Source organism: Cupriavidus phytohabitans, assembly GCF_017815025.1.
Lineage (GTDB): Bacteria > Pseudomonadota > Gammaproteobacteria > Burkholderiales > Burkholderiaceae > Cupriavidus.
This window is the reverse complement of sequence record NZ_JAGIQB010000006.1, coordinates 157,814-172,825: the sequence shown is the minus strand read 5'-3', so window position 1 is coordinate 172,825 and position 15,012 is coordinate 157,814. Positions and strand designations below refer to the sequence as shown.

The following is a 15,012-nucleotide window of genomic DNA, read 5'->3' as shown; positions in this document are numbered from 1 at the left end:
CATTTCACAACCCTGGCTGCGCAGCCAGCCACGCCGCCTCTTCATCGCTGAACAGCTCCGACCGGGTCAGGAACCTCTGACCCGTCCGCCCCTCCAGCGAAAACATCCCGCCCGCCCCCGGCACCACGTCGATCACCAGCCGCGTGTGCTGCCAGTATTCGAACTGCGCGCGCGTCATGTAGAACTGCGCGCCGCCGATCTCGCCGAGCCGGACATCGGCCGGGCCGACCAGCAGCTCGCCGTCGGGATAGCACATCGGCGCGCTGCCGTCGCAGCAGCCGCCGGACTGGTGGAACATCAGCGGGCCATGCCGCGCACTCAGCTGCGCGATCAGCGCCAGCGCGGCAGGTGTTGCCACCACGCGGGCGACGGACGGTGCAGCAGATGCGGAAGCCGGCATGACCCTTCTCCTCGTCAGGCGTTGAGGTCCAGCACGACCCGGCCTTCGATCTTGCCGTCGCGCAGGCGCCCCAACACATTGTTGATGTCATCGAGCCTGGCGGTGGACACCGTGGCCTTCACGTCGCCATGCGCGGCAAAGTCCAGCGATTCCTGCAGGTCGCTGCGCGTGCCGACGATGGAGCCGCGGATGGTGATGCCCTTGAGCACCACGTCGAAGATCGGCGTGCCGAACTCGCCCGGCGGCAGCCCGTTGAGCGCGATGGTGCCGCCGCGGCGCACCATGCCGATTGCCTGCGAGAAGGCGATCGGCGACACCGCGGTGACCAGCACGCCGTGCGCGCCGCCGATTTCCTTCTGCAGCCACGCGGCGGGATCGGTGGTGCGCGCGTTGACGGTGGCCTCGGCGCCGAGCTTGCGCGCCAGGGCAAGCTTGTCGTCATCGATATCGACCGCGGCCACGCGCAGGCCCATGGCACGCGCATACTGCACGGCCACGTGGCCGAGGCCACCGATGCCTGAGATCACCACCCACTGGCCGGGCCGCGTATCGGTCACCTTCAGTCCCTTGTAGACCGTCACGCCCGCGCACAGGATCGGCGCGATCTCGACAAAGCCGACCTTGTCGGGCAGCAGGCCCACGTAGTTGGGATCGGCGACGACATATTCGCCATAGCCGCCGTTGACGGAATAGCCGGTGTTCTGCTGCTTCTCGCACAGCGTTTCCCAGCCTTGCAGGCAGTGCTCGCAGTAGCCGCAGGCGCTGTACAGCCACGGCACGCCGACGCGGTCGCCTTCCTTCACGCGGGTGACGCCGCTGCCCACGGCGGAGACGAAGCCCACGCCTTCATGGCCGGGGATAAAGGGCAGGGTGGGTTTGACCGGCCAGTCGCCGTCGGCGGCGTGCAGGTCGGTATGGCAGACGCCCGAGGCCTCGATCTTTACCTGGATCTGGCCGGGGCCGGGTTGGGGAACAGGAACTTCGTCGATCGTGAGCGGCGCGCCGAACTCGCGCACCACGGCGGCTTTCATCGTTGCAGGCATCTCGAACTCCTTGAATGACTCCGTGTCCGGGCTGGCCCCGCGCCCGCGGGGCACAACCCGGATCATGGCACGCGTGGCGCCGCTACGGGCGGCCATTGCGCCATGCCTTGAGCACCGTCAGAAAAATCCGAGTGCGTTCGGGCTGTAGCTGACCAGCAGGTTCTTGGTCTGCTGGTAGTGGTCGAGCATCATGCGATGGTTCTCGCGGCCGATGCCGGACTGCTTGTATCCCCCGAACGCGGCATGCGCGGGGTAGGCGTGGTAGCAGTTGGTCCACACGCGGCCCGCCTGGATGCCGCGGCCCATGCGGAATGCGCGCGCGCCGTCACGTGTCCACACGCCGGCACCGAGGCCGTAGAGCGTGTCGTTGGCGATCGCAAGTGCTTCTTCCTCGTCCTTGAAGGTGGTGACCGACACCACCGGCCCGAAGATCTCTTCCTGGAAGATGCGCATCTTGTTGTGGCCGGCAAATACGGTCGGCTTGACGTAGTAGCCACCCGCGAGGTCGCCGTCCAGCGCATTGCGCTCGCCGCCCGCCAGGCACTGCGCGCCTTCCTTGCGGCCCAGGTCGATGTACGACAGGATCTTCTCAAGTTGCTCCGCGGATGCCTGCGCGCCGATCATGGTGCCCTTGTCGAGCGGATGGCCCTGGCGGATCGCCGCCACGCGCTTGAGCGCGCGTTCCATGAATCGTTCGTAGATCGACTCCTGGATCAGCGCGCGCGATGGGCAGGTGCAGACTTCGCCCTGGTTCAGCGCGAACATGGCAAAGCCTTCGAGTGCCTTGTCGAAGTAGGCATCGTCGGCGGCCAGCACGTCTTCGAAGAAGATGTTGGGCGACTTGCCGCCCAGCTCCAGCGTCACCGGGATCAGGTTCTGCGACGCGTATTGCATGATCAGCCGGCCGGTGGTGGTCTCGCCGGTAAAGGCCACCTTGCTGATGCGCGGGCTCGATGCCAGCGGCTTGCCCGCCTCCAGCCCGAAGCCGTTGATCACGTTGACCACGCCCGGCGGCAGCAGGTCGCCGATCACCTCCATCAGCACCAGGATCGACGCGGGCGTCTGCTCGGCCGGCTTGAGCACCACGCAGTTGCCGGCGGCCAGCGCAGGCGCCAGCTTCCAGGTCGCCATCAGCAGCGGGAAGTTCCAGGGGATGATCTGGCCGACCACGCCCAGCGGCTCATGGAAGTGGTAGGCGACGGTGTCGCCGTCGATCTCGGAGATGCCGCCTTCCTGCGAGCGGATGCAGCCGGCAAAGTAGCGGAAGTGGTCGACCGCCAGCGGCAGGTCGGCGGCGGTGGTCTCGCGCACGGGCTTGCCGTTGTCGATGGTCTCGGCCACCGCCAGCAGCATCAGGTTGGCCTCGATGCGGTCGGCGATGCGGTTCAGGATGTTGGCACGCTCGGTGGTGGAAGTGCGTCCCCATGCGGCCTTGGCCGCGTGCGCGGCGTCGAGCGCTGCGTCGACGTCCTGCTGGTTGGAGCGCGGCACGCGCGTGAACGGCTTGCCAGTGATCGGCGTGATCGACTCGAAGTACTCGCCGCCGGCGGGCGGCACCCACTGGCCGCCGATGAAGTTTTCGTATTGCTGCTTGTAGGGGTTGTTGACGCCCAGCTGGGCGATTTCCGCCATGTTCATGTCTCGCTCCGTTCGAAGGATTTGTGTCGTGTCGTCACGGCGTGGGACCGTGCGCAAGGGAGCAGATCGCAAGAGGTGTGCCGGGGCGCAAGAAGACGGAAAAGCGGGGGCGAATCGAAGAACTGACCGCGAAATCAGCCCGGAGGTGTGTCACGCGCTGCCGGTGTGTGCCAGCGCGTGACAGCGGCTGTTCCAGATTGGAACACCGGGTGAACTGAACTGACGCCGCTCAAGCCTTCGGGCGCGCGGATGCCGGATCGTAGGGCGCGCGCAGGTGGACGCGTGCGGGCAGCAGTTCGCCGGCCAGGTCGACGTGGTAAGTGCCGGCCTCAAGCCACGCCGCATCGGCCGGCCCGTCCTCGCGCGCGAGCAATGCCATGCCGACCGGGCAGCCCAGCGTATGGCCGAACGCGGCGGAACTGAGCGATCCCACCGCGCGCACGCTGCCGTCGGGGCCGGTGCGCAGTATGGCCTCCGCGCCCCACATCATGGCATCGCTGGCGCCGTCCACCGTCACGACCACCATGCGCCGTGTGGGACCGCCTGCCTGCCGCAGTTGCAGCAGCGCTTCACGGCCGCGGAAGCCGATGCCGCTCGCCAGCTTGCAGGCGAACGACAGTCCCGCCTCGAACGGGTTGACCGACGGCGACAGCTCGCGGCCCCAGGCGCGGTAGCCCTTTTCCAGTCTCAGCGATTCGATGGCGTAGTAGCCGGCATTGACCAGCCCGAGCGTGCGCCCGGCTTCGTGCAGCGTCTCGTAGACGCCCACCGCGAATTCCACCGGCACGTACAGTTCCCAGCCCAGCTCGCCCACATAGGTGAGGCGCGTCGCGCGCACGGTGGCATAGCCGAGGTCGATCTCGCGCGAGCTGCCGAAGAGAAAGCCATCATTGGAGAAATCCGCGCGCGACACCGTCTGCAGCAGCTCGCGCGAGCGCGGTCCCATCACCGCCAGCACCGCGTACTGGCCGGTGACGTCGACGATCACGCAGCGCTTGTCGCCCGGGATCAGGCGCTCGATATAGCTGAAGTCGCGCGTGGCCTGCGCCGACCCGGTCACTACCAGGTACTGGTCGTGCGCCAGCCGCGTCACGGTCAGGTCCGATTCATAGGTGCCGCGTTCGTTGAGCATCGCGGTATAGACGCTCTGCCCCGGCGGCACCGCCACGTCATTGCTCATCACATACTGCAGCACCGCCTCGGCATCGGCACCCTTGACCAGATACTTGGAGAACGAGCTCATGTCGAACAGCGCCACGCCTTCGCGGCACGCGCGGTGCTCGGCGCCGCTCCATGGCAGCCAGTTCTGCTGGCCGAAGGCATATTCGATCCGCGGCGATGCCCCCGGCGGCGCGAAGAAGTTGGGCCGCTCCCAGCCCATCTTGCTGCCGAAGCTGGCACCGGCCTCGCGCAGGTGCGCATACAGCGGCGAGCGCCGGAACGGGCGTGCTGTCTCCAGCTCGCGATTCGGCCACGGCATCGCGTAATGCAGGCCGAGCGTTTCCTTGATGCGGTCGTGCAGCCAGTTCTGGTTGCCGTTGAAGCCGGCGAAGCGGCGGATATCGACGGGCCACAGGTCCATGGTCGGCTCGCCCGCGGCGATCCATTCCGCCAGCGCCATGCCGGCGCCGCCGGCGGAGGCGATGCCCATCGAGTTGAAGCCGGCGCCGACGTAGAAATTGCGCAACTCCGGCGCTTCGCCGAGGATGAAGTTGTTGTCTGGCGTGAAGGATTCCGGGCCGTTGTAGAACTGCCTGACCTGCGCTGATTCCAGGGCGGGCACGCGAACCAGCGCATTTTCCATCAGGACCTGGAACTGGTCCCAGTCGTCGGGCAGCAGCTGGAACTCGAACGGCTCCGGTATGCCCTGCATGCCCCAGGGCTTGGCGTCGGGCTCGAAGCCGCCCATCACCAGCCCGCCGACTTCCTCCTTGAAGTAGATGAAGCCGTCCGGGTCGCGCATCACCGGCAGGTCGGGATGCACGCCGGCGATGCGCTCGGTGACGATGTAGTAGTGCTCGGCCGAATGCAGCGGCACGGTCACGCCGCACATCAGCCCCACCTGCCGCGCCCACTGGCCCGCGCAGTTGACCACGATCTCCGCTTCCAGCCGGCCCTCGTCTCCGTTCTTGTTGCGCCAGCTGATGCCGGTGGCACGGCCGTCGGCGGTATGGATGGCGGTGATCTTCGTGTCCTGCGCGATGATGGCGCCGCGGCTGCGCGCGCCGCGCGCCAGCGCCTGCGTCAGGTCGGTGGGGTTGGCCTTGCCGTCGCCAGGCAGCCAGACCGCGCCGCGCAGGTCGTCGGCACGCATCGCCGGCCACAGCTCCTCCGCCTGGGAGGGGGAGATGACTTCGCACGCCACGCCATAGGCGCGCGCCACCGCGGCGGTGCGGCGCAGCTGCGTCATGCGCTCGGCGGTGCGCGCCACGGACAGGGAGCCGCACTGCTTCCAGCCGGTGCCAAGGCCGGTTTCCGCTTCCAGTTCGCTGTAGAGCTGCGTGGAGTAGCGGATCAGCCTGGTCATGCTTTCCTGCGAGCGCAGCTGGCCGACCAGGCCGGCTGCGTGCCAGGTCGTGCCGCACGACAGCTGGCCCTGCTCAAGCAGCACCACATCCTTCCAGCCCAGCTTCGTCAGGTGGTAGGCAACGCTGCAGCCGACGATGCCGCCGCCGATGATGACGACACGGGTTTGGGTGGGAGGCGTGAGAGGCATGGCGGGTCTCAGTGGGGGCGCGGATCGAGTCTTGATGTTATTCCACAAAATGCCAATTAACAACACAAAATGCAACATACCTGCGCTGGGAAATCGCCCCGCCAAATGCCTAAGGCGTTGAAAGCAAAAAGCAAATGCGCATGAAAGCTGATCTGCGGCGAACTTAATTGCGTTTCGGCCGCCATGGGCTAGTGTGTAGCCATCCCGCCTCTTTGCTGCTGCCCTGCACAAAGGCGCGGGGTGAGGCATTTGGACCTGTGGCGCGTGATGGTTGTCGCTGCGCTGCCGGCGCCGGGGGAGAAAAAGATGTCTCCGAAACAAGAAATCGCGCCTGCCGGCATCGCGCAGGCGGGGGAGCACGGCGCCATGCCGGAGGGCGAGGACCCCGGCGGATTGCTGGGATCCAGCCAGGTGTTCCGCAAGGCGATGGCGATGGTGGCCCGGCTGGCCCGCGTCGAGGTGCCCGTGCTGATCCTGGGCGAGACGGGTACCGGCAAGGAACTGGTGGCGCGCAGCCTGCACTACCGCGGCCGGCGCCGAGACCGGCCTTTCGTCCCGGTGGATTGCGGCGCGCTGCCCGAAACGCTGTTCGAAGGCGAGCTCTTCGGCCACGTGCGCGGCGCCTATACCGATGCGCGCCGCGATGCAGCCGGCCTGGTCGCGCAGGCAGAAGGCGGCACGCTGTTCTTCGACGAAATCCATGCATTGTCCCTGCGCAGCCAGGCGGCGCTGCTGCGCTTTCTGCAGGACTTCCGCTACCGGCCGCTGGGCGCCGCGCAAAGCCGCAGCGCCGACGTGCGCATCGTCGCCGCCACCAACCGCGAACTGAAGCAGGGCGCGCTGGAAGGCTGGTTCCGCGAGGATCTGCTCTACCGGCTCAACGTCGCCAACGTCCGCATGCCGAGCCTCAGAGAACGCCCCGAAGACATCCCGCCGCTGGTCGAGCTGTTCGCGTCCCGCTTCTGCGCGCGCTATGGCTGGCCCGGCTGCCGGTTCGACCAGGACTCGCTGGCGTGGATGCTGGCACAGCCCTGGCGGGGCAACGTGCGTGAGCTGGAAAACTTCGTGCAGCGTTGCCTGCTGTCGTGCGAGGGGCGCGTCGTGCATGCCGAAGGCTGCCCGGCGGCGCCTTGCACGGTCGACTTGGCCAGCGAGGCTGCGCCCGGCATGCAGCCATTCAAGGAGGCGCGCAACCAGGCCCTGGCGGTATTCGAGGCGGCCTACCTGCGCTCGGCGCTGGCGCGCAGCCACGGCAACGTGTCCGCGGCGGCGCGTGAAGCGGGCAAGGAGCGACGGGTCTTCGGACGGTTGCTGAAGAAGCACGGCATCGACCGGGCCGAGTTCTCCTAGCCGGCTTGCAGGCGCGCTTGCGATGCGGCCGATGCGGGCCGATTCATGGGTCGACTCAGGTGAGCGCGTGTTCGGCGGTGGCAAGCAGCGTGCCGAGCGGGATGCGCGGCAGTGCGTGGATCGCGTCGTAAGCGAGCGCGAACGGGTCGAGCCTGGCCCCGGCCGGCACCGGCGCGTCCATGCCGCTGACGACAAAGGCAAGATAGAAGCGCTGCTGCGGATTGTCCTGCACCGTGAGCTGGCCGCCGTGGCGGGCCATCACGTAGTGCGCCAGGTAAAGGCCGAGCCGGTTCAGCAGCCAGGTGCGCGCATCGTCCGTGGCCGGCCGCAGGTCGGTGCCATCGACAAAGGCCGCGAGCCGCGCGAACTGGCCCTGCGGATCGTCCCACAGGGCGCTGTGGGGCACGATGCCGGCGACCTGCGCGAGTTCGCCCAGCATGTCGCGCTGGCGCGCCTTGAGCGTGTCCAGCCAGGCGCGGCGGGCGGCCAGCGAAGGGAGGGGTTGGGCGGGCTCGGTCAAGTCGGTCAAGTCGGTCAAGTCGGTCAGAAGCGGTACTCGATAAAGACGATGCCCTCGTCCCGCAGTGCCTGCCGCAAAGCCGCAGAAGGCGGGGCGTCAGTGAACATCCAGCGTGGATCATAGCCCGGGACGTTGTTGCGCAGCCAGACGTCGCGCTGGATCTGTTCGCGGATGCGGTCGGTGAGTTCGACCTGATTCGCAATCCCGCCGCGCTGTCCGGGCACGCCGATCCAGCGCGTGTATGACTTGGCTTCGCCCGCCAGCACGCCGCCGCCGGCCTGCGGCACGGGCACATCCACGTAGCGCCCGCCAGTATTTGGCACCGGGAAATGCTGTTGCCCGGGCGCGCCGTACAGCTGCTGCAGGTGCGTCTCACGCTCTTGCCACAGCATGGGCTGGCGCATGCGGCTGATCTCGTCCCAGGTGTAGGTGGTGGCATTGCCCGGCCCGAGCATCAAGGGCTCGCGTGGCGGCGGCGTGATCAGCACGCGGCCGGCCTGGCCGGTGCCGAGCGACAGCGGGCCCGTGGTCGACAGGGGCGACGCCGGCGCAAACGGCACTAGCGCCTGCGGGCCGACCGGCACCAGGGCGGTGCTGGCGGCACCTGCTTCGCTGCCGGCGCCCAGCATTAGCGGGGCGTGGCCCGTGGCACCCGACGCCGGGGCGACCAGCGACTGCGTGCCCGCTGGTACCAGCGCGGTACTGGCCGCGCCGGTTTCGGTGCCCGCGCCCAGCAGCAGCGGCGCCGGGCCCGCTGCCCGTGACGGCACGGTCGCGGTGGCGGCGACCCGCATGCCGCCGCCTTCGAGCAGCTGGTACAGCGTCGCGGTTTCGCCGCGCACCATGATCACCAGGTCGGGGCGAGAGGCGACGGTCACGAACATGGCGCCGTCCTCGCCGATTGTGATGACGTACTCGCCACGCTCGATGGTGCGGGCCGCGGTCGTGCCGCGGCCGGCCAGCGCGGTGGTGCCTTCCGCCAGCGGCGCTGCGCGCGGCAGGGCGGCGCTCATGCGGAAGGCCCCGCTGAAAATGCCCAGGTAGCCGGTGGCCACGCTGATGAAGCCGCCGAGCACCATCGCGTCGCCGGCCCGCTGCTGCTCGGGCGTGAAGACGTCGTGCGCGCCGGTGGCCAGCGCGTAGGCGGAGCCGATGCGCATCGATTCCTGGCCCTTCTGCACGCCATAGACGCCAAGCGAGATTTCCAGCGCGGCGAAGAATGCGATGCCGGCAGCCGAGGTCGGCGGGAAGATGGCGAGCAGCAGCGCCAGTGCCGACAGGGCGGCCACGACGACTGACTCGACCTTCTCCCAGAACGCGTTGCGGTCCATCTCATCCTGGATGGCGGTGCGGACCTCCGGGTCGGCGAGCGGCAGCAGGCTCCGGATGACAGGGCCGAAATGCTCGTAGCCGACCTCGTTTGCGCGGATCTTGCTGATCAGTTCGTCGTAGTTGCCGCGGCGCGTGGTGATGGCCGAGATAATCTGTTCGCGTATCTCCAGCGCGGTGCCGGTGCGCAGCGTGTCGAGCATGCCCTCCGGCAGCACCTTGTAGCCCTCCGGTCCCAGTGCCTGCATGATCGGCCCGACCCGGGCCAGCGCTTGCCGGGTCGCCGCGGGATCGGGAAACATCTGGTGCAGCTCGGCTTCGGCCGATCCCGCCGGCGGGCGGTACAGGCTGGGCCGCGCGCTGCCGCCGGCGATGGTCGGGGTCGCCGCGCCGGTGGCGGGCGCCGGCGCGAGGCCGTAGAGCGCGCCCAGGTCAGGCAGGAGGGACTGGCCGGCCGGCGTGTCGAAGCGCGACGGCGGACGGATGCCCGCGCGCAGTTCGGTCGGGGTGGCCCAGCTGCCGAAGCTGCGCGCCTCGCGCTCGGTCCGCGAGGCGGAGATCTGCGTTTCCAGGTGGCAGCCGGTGCAGGCCCGGAACTCGCCGAACGCCTGCCTCGCGCGCAGCTCGCGCATCAGCGGGTCGCGCATTTCCTGCAGCTCGAAGTAGGGGCGCGACGCGCCGGATTGCGTCATCCCCATTGCCGCCAGGTCTTCGCTGGGAATGACTTCGTCCACCAGCTCCGACCACATGCCGAGATTGCGCTTGTTCGCCAGCAACCGGTGGATGGCCGTGGTCTTCACCAGCTCCTTGAAGGACGACACGCGCTCGTCCAGCGAGCCGGTCAGGTTCAGCACGGTCGGGTTGGCCGGGTCGGGTGGCGCCACGCACATCTGCGGCGCGGCCGGGGCTTCTGCGCGGCAGACCTGGGGCTCGCCGGCGGATGGCGCCAGGCTCAGCGGGGAAGAGGCCTGGCTGGTGGATGAGGTGGATGAGGTGGACGAGGTGGATGAGGTGGACGAGGTTGACGCCGAGGAGGACTGCAGCGGATCCCGGCGCAGCGTCGGCGCGGATTGCGCGCGACGGCCGTCCTGCAGCACGTGCGCGAGTTCGTGCCCGAGCAGCCGCTTGCCATCGCTGGTGTGCGGCCGGTACTGGCCTGCGCCGAAGGCGATGTGCGAACCGAGGGCGAAGGCACGGGCGTCCAGTTGCGCCGCGCTGGCGGCAGCGTCGGCATTGTCGTGGATGCGGACGTCGGACAGGTCGGCCTGGTAGCGCGCCTCGAAGAAGCTGCGCTCGCTGTCGCCGAGATGCCTCGCATGGCCCAGCGACAGGTTGGAGGAACCGGCAGGCAAGCCATGGCCGCGCGGCTTGCGGCGCACGGTGCCGTGCGCCGCGGCCCGGCAATGGGGGCACGGCGGCTGGCCGGCCGCGCAGGTGCAGCCGGCGGGCTTGCCGGCCAGCGCGGCATCGGCCATGCGGTCGGCTTCGGCTTCTTCGGGGTCGCCGGGTGCGCCCACCGTGTGCCTGGCGCGGATCTCGCCACGCGCGTAGAGGTCCTGCAGGGCCAAATTGCCAGGCTGCGCGGCGCCGGCAAGGCGGGTGCCGGCGGGGTCGGCGCCGCCGCGCTGCTGGCGTCCGGCACTGGCAGGCTTTCCGGCCCGGTCGCCCCGGTCGGTGCCGGCGGCGTTGGCGGTGCGGTCAGCGTGGGCTCGGGTCTGCATGGCGTTCTCCGGCGGCTCAGGCGCACCGGGTGGCGGAGCAGGTCAGGTGGAGTTCCACGCCCTGGTCCGTCACCTGGGGATCCAGGATCGTATCGAGGCTGGGCGGCGTAAAGCCATCTGGCTTGTCCTCGACCGATTTCACTTCCCAGCTGCCATCCTGCTTCTTCTGGTAGGTGACGTCGACGTCCTGGATAAAGCCCAGCGGATCCAGCGGGTCCTTGTACTGCCAGCTCACCACCAGCGTTTCACCGGGACGCTTGGCGTTCGCCTTGCCGCGGACGTTGGCGCGCCACACGGGCATATTGACCGGCCCGACATCGCCGAAGCGCTCCATGAAGTCGCCGCGCAGGAAGCTGCCGAGCCTGACGTACCACGGCTGGTCGGCGTAGGCCAGCGGGCCCACCGGCGCGTAGCCCTTGGTTTCCAGGTCCCGCGCCATCTTCTTCTGCCGGCCAATGGTCTGCGCGGCGAACAGCGCGATGTTGAAGGTGCCCGCGCCCCAGCTGGCATAGGGGCCGGCCTTGCTCTGCGGCGGCGGCGTCTTGACCACCACCTCGACCTTGTTGCCCGCGCCGAAGGCGCCGTAGCTCTGCGCGTCGGTCGCCAGCCGGGCCAGCTGCGCCTGCTGCTGCGGCGTCGGCGCGACCTCCAGCTCGATATGGAGGATGCGGCGTTGCGGCGTGCCCTGGTGTTCGATGCGGAACCATTCGTTGCCGATCTTCTCGCTGCGCCCGGTGCCGGGCTCGAAGTTGGCGAGCTTTTCCAGCCCCTTGCTCAGTTCCTTGTACATCGTGTCGGGCTGCTGGTAGAAGTCCAGCGAGTTCTTCATCGTCTTGAGCTGGATCAGCCCGCCGCCCTCGATGCTGGCGCTCTGGCCGGAGAAGGGCAGGCCCTGCCGCCCGAGGCCGGTGATCGGCGTGGCGGTGCCGCCCTCGATGAAATCCACGCCGGGAAAGTTGCGCGGCAGCTTGACCGCGCCCGCATAGTTGTTGACCAGCACCATGTCTTCCGCCGGCAGGCCGCGCAGGTTGCCCGCGTTCCAGTTGACCAGCGGGTTGCGCGGCGCGCCGCCGCCGGGGAACAGCAGCGGCACCTGGTTGAGCAGGCTGGCCTGGGCGGGAAAGATCACGCGGTCTCCCCAGCCCGGCATCTTGCGGTCCGCGGCCTGGGTCAGCGCGTCGAGCTGTTCGGGGCCCAGCTGCGCGGTGCGTGCCGCGATGTCCGCGTCGTTGAAGCCGTTGAGCAGCAGGGCCGCGTCGTCCCAGTTGCCCTTGGCGACGGCGTTGTCGTAGTCCTGCCGCAACTGGCGGATGCGGTCCTGCTCCATGTCGGCAAAGGCCATGCCCTCGATCGGATCGGTGACCCGCTTCGACCACCCGGGCATGCCCCTGGCGGCGCCGTTGCGCAGCAGCTCGCGGTCCTTGCGCGAGAGCTCGCCCAGCAGCATGTCGATGTCTTTGTCACTGAAGCCGTTGAGCAGCACAGCCGCTTCTTCCCAGCGGCCATAGCGCACGGCGGCGCGGAAGCGCGCGATCAGGTCGTCGCGGCTCGAGGTCCGGTCTTCGTCGCGCAGGATGCCGCCGTGCGCGGGGGCGGCGAGGGCAGGCGCGGTGCCCTCCGCCACCCGCGCGGCTTCCTGCTCCGGCGCGCTGCTGGCCGGGGCCACTTCGCCATGGCTGGGGAGGTCGCCGCCGCGGTGCTGGCCGACGTGGCTCAGCTCGTGCGTGAGCAGCCGGTTGCCAGCTGTCGAGCCCGGCGCGAACTGGAGCTCGCCGAAGGCAACGTGGCGACCGGCCGTGAAAGCCCGGGCGCGCAAGGCCAGCGCCATGGCGGCAGCCTCGGGGCCGGTGTGCAGCAGGGCCTGCCTGGCCGGCTCGCGCACCGCGGCGGGCAGGCGTTCGCGCTCGCGGGCATCCAGCCTGCGCGCGGGCAGGGCGGCGAGCCTGGCGAGCATGGCAGCGACATCGTGGCGGCCGGTCCCGGTCCCGGGCCGGTAGCGTTGGGCGGCCTGGTTGTCGAGCCGCGCCGGCGCGCCGCCGGCACCGGGCCGGTGGTGCTGCCGGCCGGGTCCTTGCGGCGGTTCGCCCGCGGGCCGTTGCCGCCAGGCATGGCGGGCATAGTGCGCCATGGCCGTCGCCGCGCCTCAGGCGCGCCCCCGTTCGACGGTGTCCTGGTAGGCGCGGAAGCGCGCCGCCGCGCCGGGATCGCCATGCTTGGTCTGGCGCCGCGACAGTGCCCGCATCAGTTGCGCCATGCCGACCGCGCTGCCTTCGCCCGCGGCGAGCAGGGCCGCTTCCAGCGCAATGGTCTGGATGTCGCCGCCGGTCAGCTCGAATTCCCCGGCGACGAACGTATAGTCGATGTCGCCCGTCAGCGGCACGCCCGGCGGGAACATGCCGCGCCACAACTGCTCGCGCAGCGCCGCATTGGGCCGCCCGAACTCGACCGTGTAGTGCATGCGCCGCGCAAAGGCCGGGTCAAGGTTCTTGGGCAGGTTGCTGGCCAGGATCACCACGCCGTCGTGCGTTTCCATGCGCTGCAGCAGGTATGCCACCTCGATATTGGCGTAGCGGTCGTGCGCGTCCTTGACCTCGGCGCGCTTGCCGAGCAGGGCATCGGCCTCGTCGAACAGCAGGATCGCGTCGGCGTCCCGCGCGGCGCTGAAGATGCGCTCCAGGTTCTTCTCGGTCTCGCCGATGTATTTCGACACCACGCTGGCCAGGTCGACGCGGAACAGGTCCAGGCCGGCGTGGTTGGCAAGCACCGACGCCGCCATGGTCTTGCCGGTGCCCGACGCGCCGGCGAACAGCACCATCAGCCCCGCGCTGCGGCCGGTACGGCCCTGCATGTTCCACTCGCGGAACACCTGTTCGCGGCACGCGATGGCCGCGGCGATCTCGTGCAGCAGTTGCAGCGTGGTGGCGGGCAGCACCAGCTGCGGCCAGCGGTGCGGGCGCGTAGCCAGCTCCGCCACCTGCGCCAGTCCCTGCGCGGCGAGCTGGCGCGCGGCCCGGTCGAGGGCTTCGTCGGGGCCGATGGCGGGATCGGCGGCACGCAGCGCCCGCGCCGCGCGCGCGGCCTGCCGGATGCGCGTGCCCGACAGCGAGAAGCGGCCGGCAAGCATGCCCGCCATGGCCTGCGCGGCCGGCCCGCCATCGCCAGGCCCGGCGTCGTGCAGCGCATCCGCCCAGTCCCGCGCGCGCTCGGCGCTGCTGGCGGCGCGCAGCGCGAAGCTGGTCAGTGGCAGGCGCGCCAGCGCGGGCGTGGGGTGCCAGCCGGGCGGCACCAGCCACAGCACGTCGACGCCGGTGTCGAGCGCATGCCGCAGCGCGCCGGCCAGGCGCTCGTCGGCGGCGGGGTCGCGGCCGGCGGCCTCGTGCAGCACCAGCGCGGCGCCGGCAAGCCGCGCGCACAGCAGCGCCGCCGTGCCGGATAGCAGGGCGGCGGGCGCCAGGTGCAGCGCGTGGCGCCCGCGGCATGCCAGCAGCTGGCGTGCCCAGCCGGCCTGGCGCCCGGCGTCGTCGCCGCGGCAGGCGATCAGCTCGGCCGAGGCATGCGACGTGTGCCGCGTGTGCGGCGCGGTATGGTCGCCGGCGGCCACGGTTTCCAGCCAGGGTTCGTCAGTGCCGGGGATTTCCTGGGCGGGAGGCGGGATGCCGAGCAGGAACCGCACCGCCGGCGGAACCAGTGCCAGCCCCTGTCCCAGCGCGCTGCGCTGCTCCGCGCCGTCGGCCAGCACCAGGATGCCGGCGGCGGCCAGCGTGCCGATGCGGCCGCGCAGCGCGGCGGCGTCATGCGGGACGCCGTCGGCGCCGAGCAGCCGGCACACCATGTCGACGGTGGCGAATTTGCGCGTGATGTCGTTGTTCAGGTAGGCGTAGAGCGTCTCGTAGCGCAGGTCGAGTTCGGGCGCGAGCACGATGAACAGCAGCTCCAGATCCGCCGGTGCCAGCGCCAGCCGCTCGCCCAGCAGCGCCAGCGGCGAGCCCGCGTTGAAATGCTCGCGCCACTGCGCGGCCTGGCGCGTGAGCGCGCCGGCGGGATCGGCATCGGGCTGTCCGTCCTGCCCGGCCTGCTGGCGCAGCAGCGCATCGACCTGGCGATCGGAAATATAGAGGCCGCGCAGTTCGTCGAGCGACAGTTCGTAGCGCGCGCGCAGGCGCAGGATTTCGCGCTCGACCAGGCAGTCCAGCCAGAGCCGTTCGTTGCCGAAGGGGTGTGCCTGCGGCCATGGCGCCGGCATCGGTGCCTGTGGGCCGCCGGCGATGAGCGGGTCGAGATCGCGGCGCATCGCC

The 15,012-nt window shown here is 69.9% G+C and carries 9 protein-coding genes; 1 reads left to right on the top strand and 8 read right to left on the bottom strand.

Annotated features, from left to right (window positions below):
• Positions 1-4: 4 nt before the first annotated feature.
• The 4 genes from J8I34_RS06330 to J8I34_RS06315 all read right to left on the bottom strand — a co-directional run bounded on the left by J8I34_RS06330 (position 5) and on the right by J8I34_RS06315 (position 5,797).
• A complete protein-coding gene (locus tag J8I34_RS06330) occupies positions 5-400 on the bottom strand; it encodes a DUF779 domain-containing protein (RefSeq protein WP_209805637.1) in 396 nt (131 codons plus the stop codon).
• Between the two features lie 14 nt (positions 401-414).
• Positions 415-1,443: an alcohol dehydrogenase AdhP gene (adhP, locus tag J8I34_RS06325; RefSeq protein ID WP_029044839.1), complete on the bottom strand. Its 1,029-nt coding sequence runs from the start codon at positions 1,441-1,443 to the stop codon at positions 415-417.
• 117 nt (positions 1,444-1,560) lie between these two features.
• Positions 1,561-3,081 carry an aldehyde dehydrogenase gene (gene adh / locus J8I34_RS06320; RefSeq protein WP_209805636.1) on the bottom strand — a complete coding sequence of 507 codons (1,521 nt, stop codon included), beginning with the start codon at positions 3,079-3,081 and terminating at the stop codon, positions 1,561-1,563.
• A 229-nt stretch (positions 3,082-3,310) separates the two neighbouring features.
• Entirely contained in the window at positions 3,311-5,797 is a 2,487-nt protein-coding gene (locus tag J8I34_RS06315) for a GcvT family protein (protein WP_209805635.1), read from the bottom strand.
• Positions 5,798-6,103: 306 nt separating this feature from the next.
• On the opposite strand from J8I34_RS06315, the gene J8I34_RS06310 reads away from it, so the two are divergent.
• The gene (locus J8I34_RS06310; protein ID WP_245175794.1) at positions 6,104-7,147 is read left to right on the top strand and encodes a sigma-54 interaction domain-containing protein; all 1,044 of its coding nucleotides are present in this window, start codon (positions 6,104-6,106) and stop codon (positions 7,145-7,147) included.
• Positions 7,148-7,202: 55 nt separating this feature from the next.
• Here the strand turns inward: J8I34_RS06310 and J8I34_RS06305 are convergent, their stop codons facing one another.
• From J8I34_RS06305 to J8I34_RS06290, 4 genes are read right to left on the bottom strand one after another with little or no spacing between them, the layout of a single operon-like run.
• A complete protein-coding gene (locus tag J8I34_RS06305; protein WP_209805634.1) occupies positions 7,203-7,676 on the bottom strand; it encodes a hypothetical protein in 474 nt (157 codons plus the stop codon).
• Between the two features lie 14 nt (positions 7,677-7,690).
• Positions 7,691-10,717, bottom strand: coding sequence for an eCIS core domain-containing protein (locus J8I34_RS06300; RefSeq protein ID WP_209805633.1), 3,027 nt, complete (start codon positions 10,715-10,717; stop codon positions 7,691-7,693).
• Positions 10,718-10,733: 16 nt separating this feature from the next.
• Positions 10,734-12,845, bottom strand: coding sequence for an eCIS core domain-containing protein (locus J8I34_RS06295; protein ID WP_209805632.1), 2,112 nt, complete (start codon positions 12,843-12,845; stop codon positions 10,734-10,736).
• Between the two features lie 15 nt (positions 12,846-12,860).
• Positions 12,861-15,008: an ATP-binding protein gene (locus J8I34_RS06290; RefSeq protein ID WP_209805631.1), complete on the bottom strand. Its 2,148-nt coding sequence runs from the start codon at positions 15,006-15,008 to the stop codon at positions 12,861-12,863.
• Positions 15,009-15,012: the final 4 nt, after the last annotated feature.

Excerpts from the sequence above, each read along its gene's own strand:
- J8I34_RS06295 (WP_209805632.1), bottom strand. The coding sequence starts at position 12,845 with ATGGCGCACTATGCCCGCCATGCCTGGCGGCAACGGCCCGCGGGCGAA.
- J8I34_RS06330 (WP_209805637.1), bottom strand. The coding sequence starts at position 400 with ATGCCGGCTTCCGCATCTGCTGCACCGTCCGTCGCCCGCGTGGTGGCA.
- J8I34_RS06290 (WP_209805631.1), bottom strand. The coding sequence starts at position 15,008 with ATGCGCCGCGATCTCGACCCGCTCATCGCCGGCGGCCCACAGGCACCG.
- J8I34_RS06315 (WP_209805635.1), bottom strand. The coding sequence starts at position 5,797 with ATGCCTCTCACGCCTCCCACCCAAACCCGTGTCGTCATCATCGGCGGC.
- J8I34_RS06300 (WP_209805633.1), bottom strand. The coding sequence starts at position 10,717 with ATGCAGACCCGAGCCCACGCTGACCGCACCGCCAACGCCGCCGGCACC.
- adhP (WP_029044839.1), bottom strand. The coding sequence starts at position 1,443 with ATGCCTGCAACGATGAAAGCCGCCGTGGTGCGCGAGTTCGGCGCGCCG.
- J8I34_RS06310 (WP_245175794.1), top strand. The coding sequence starts at position 6,104 with ATGTCTCCGAAACAAGAAATCGCGCCTGCCGGCATCGCGCAGGCGGGG.
- adh (WP_209805636.1), bottom strand. The coding sequence starts at position 3,081 with ATGAACATGGCGGAAATCGCCCAGCTGGGCGTCAACAACCCCTACAAG.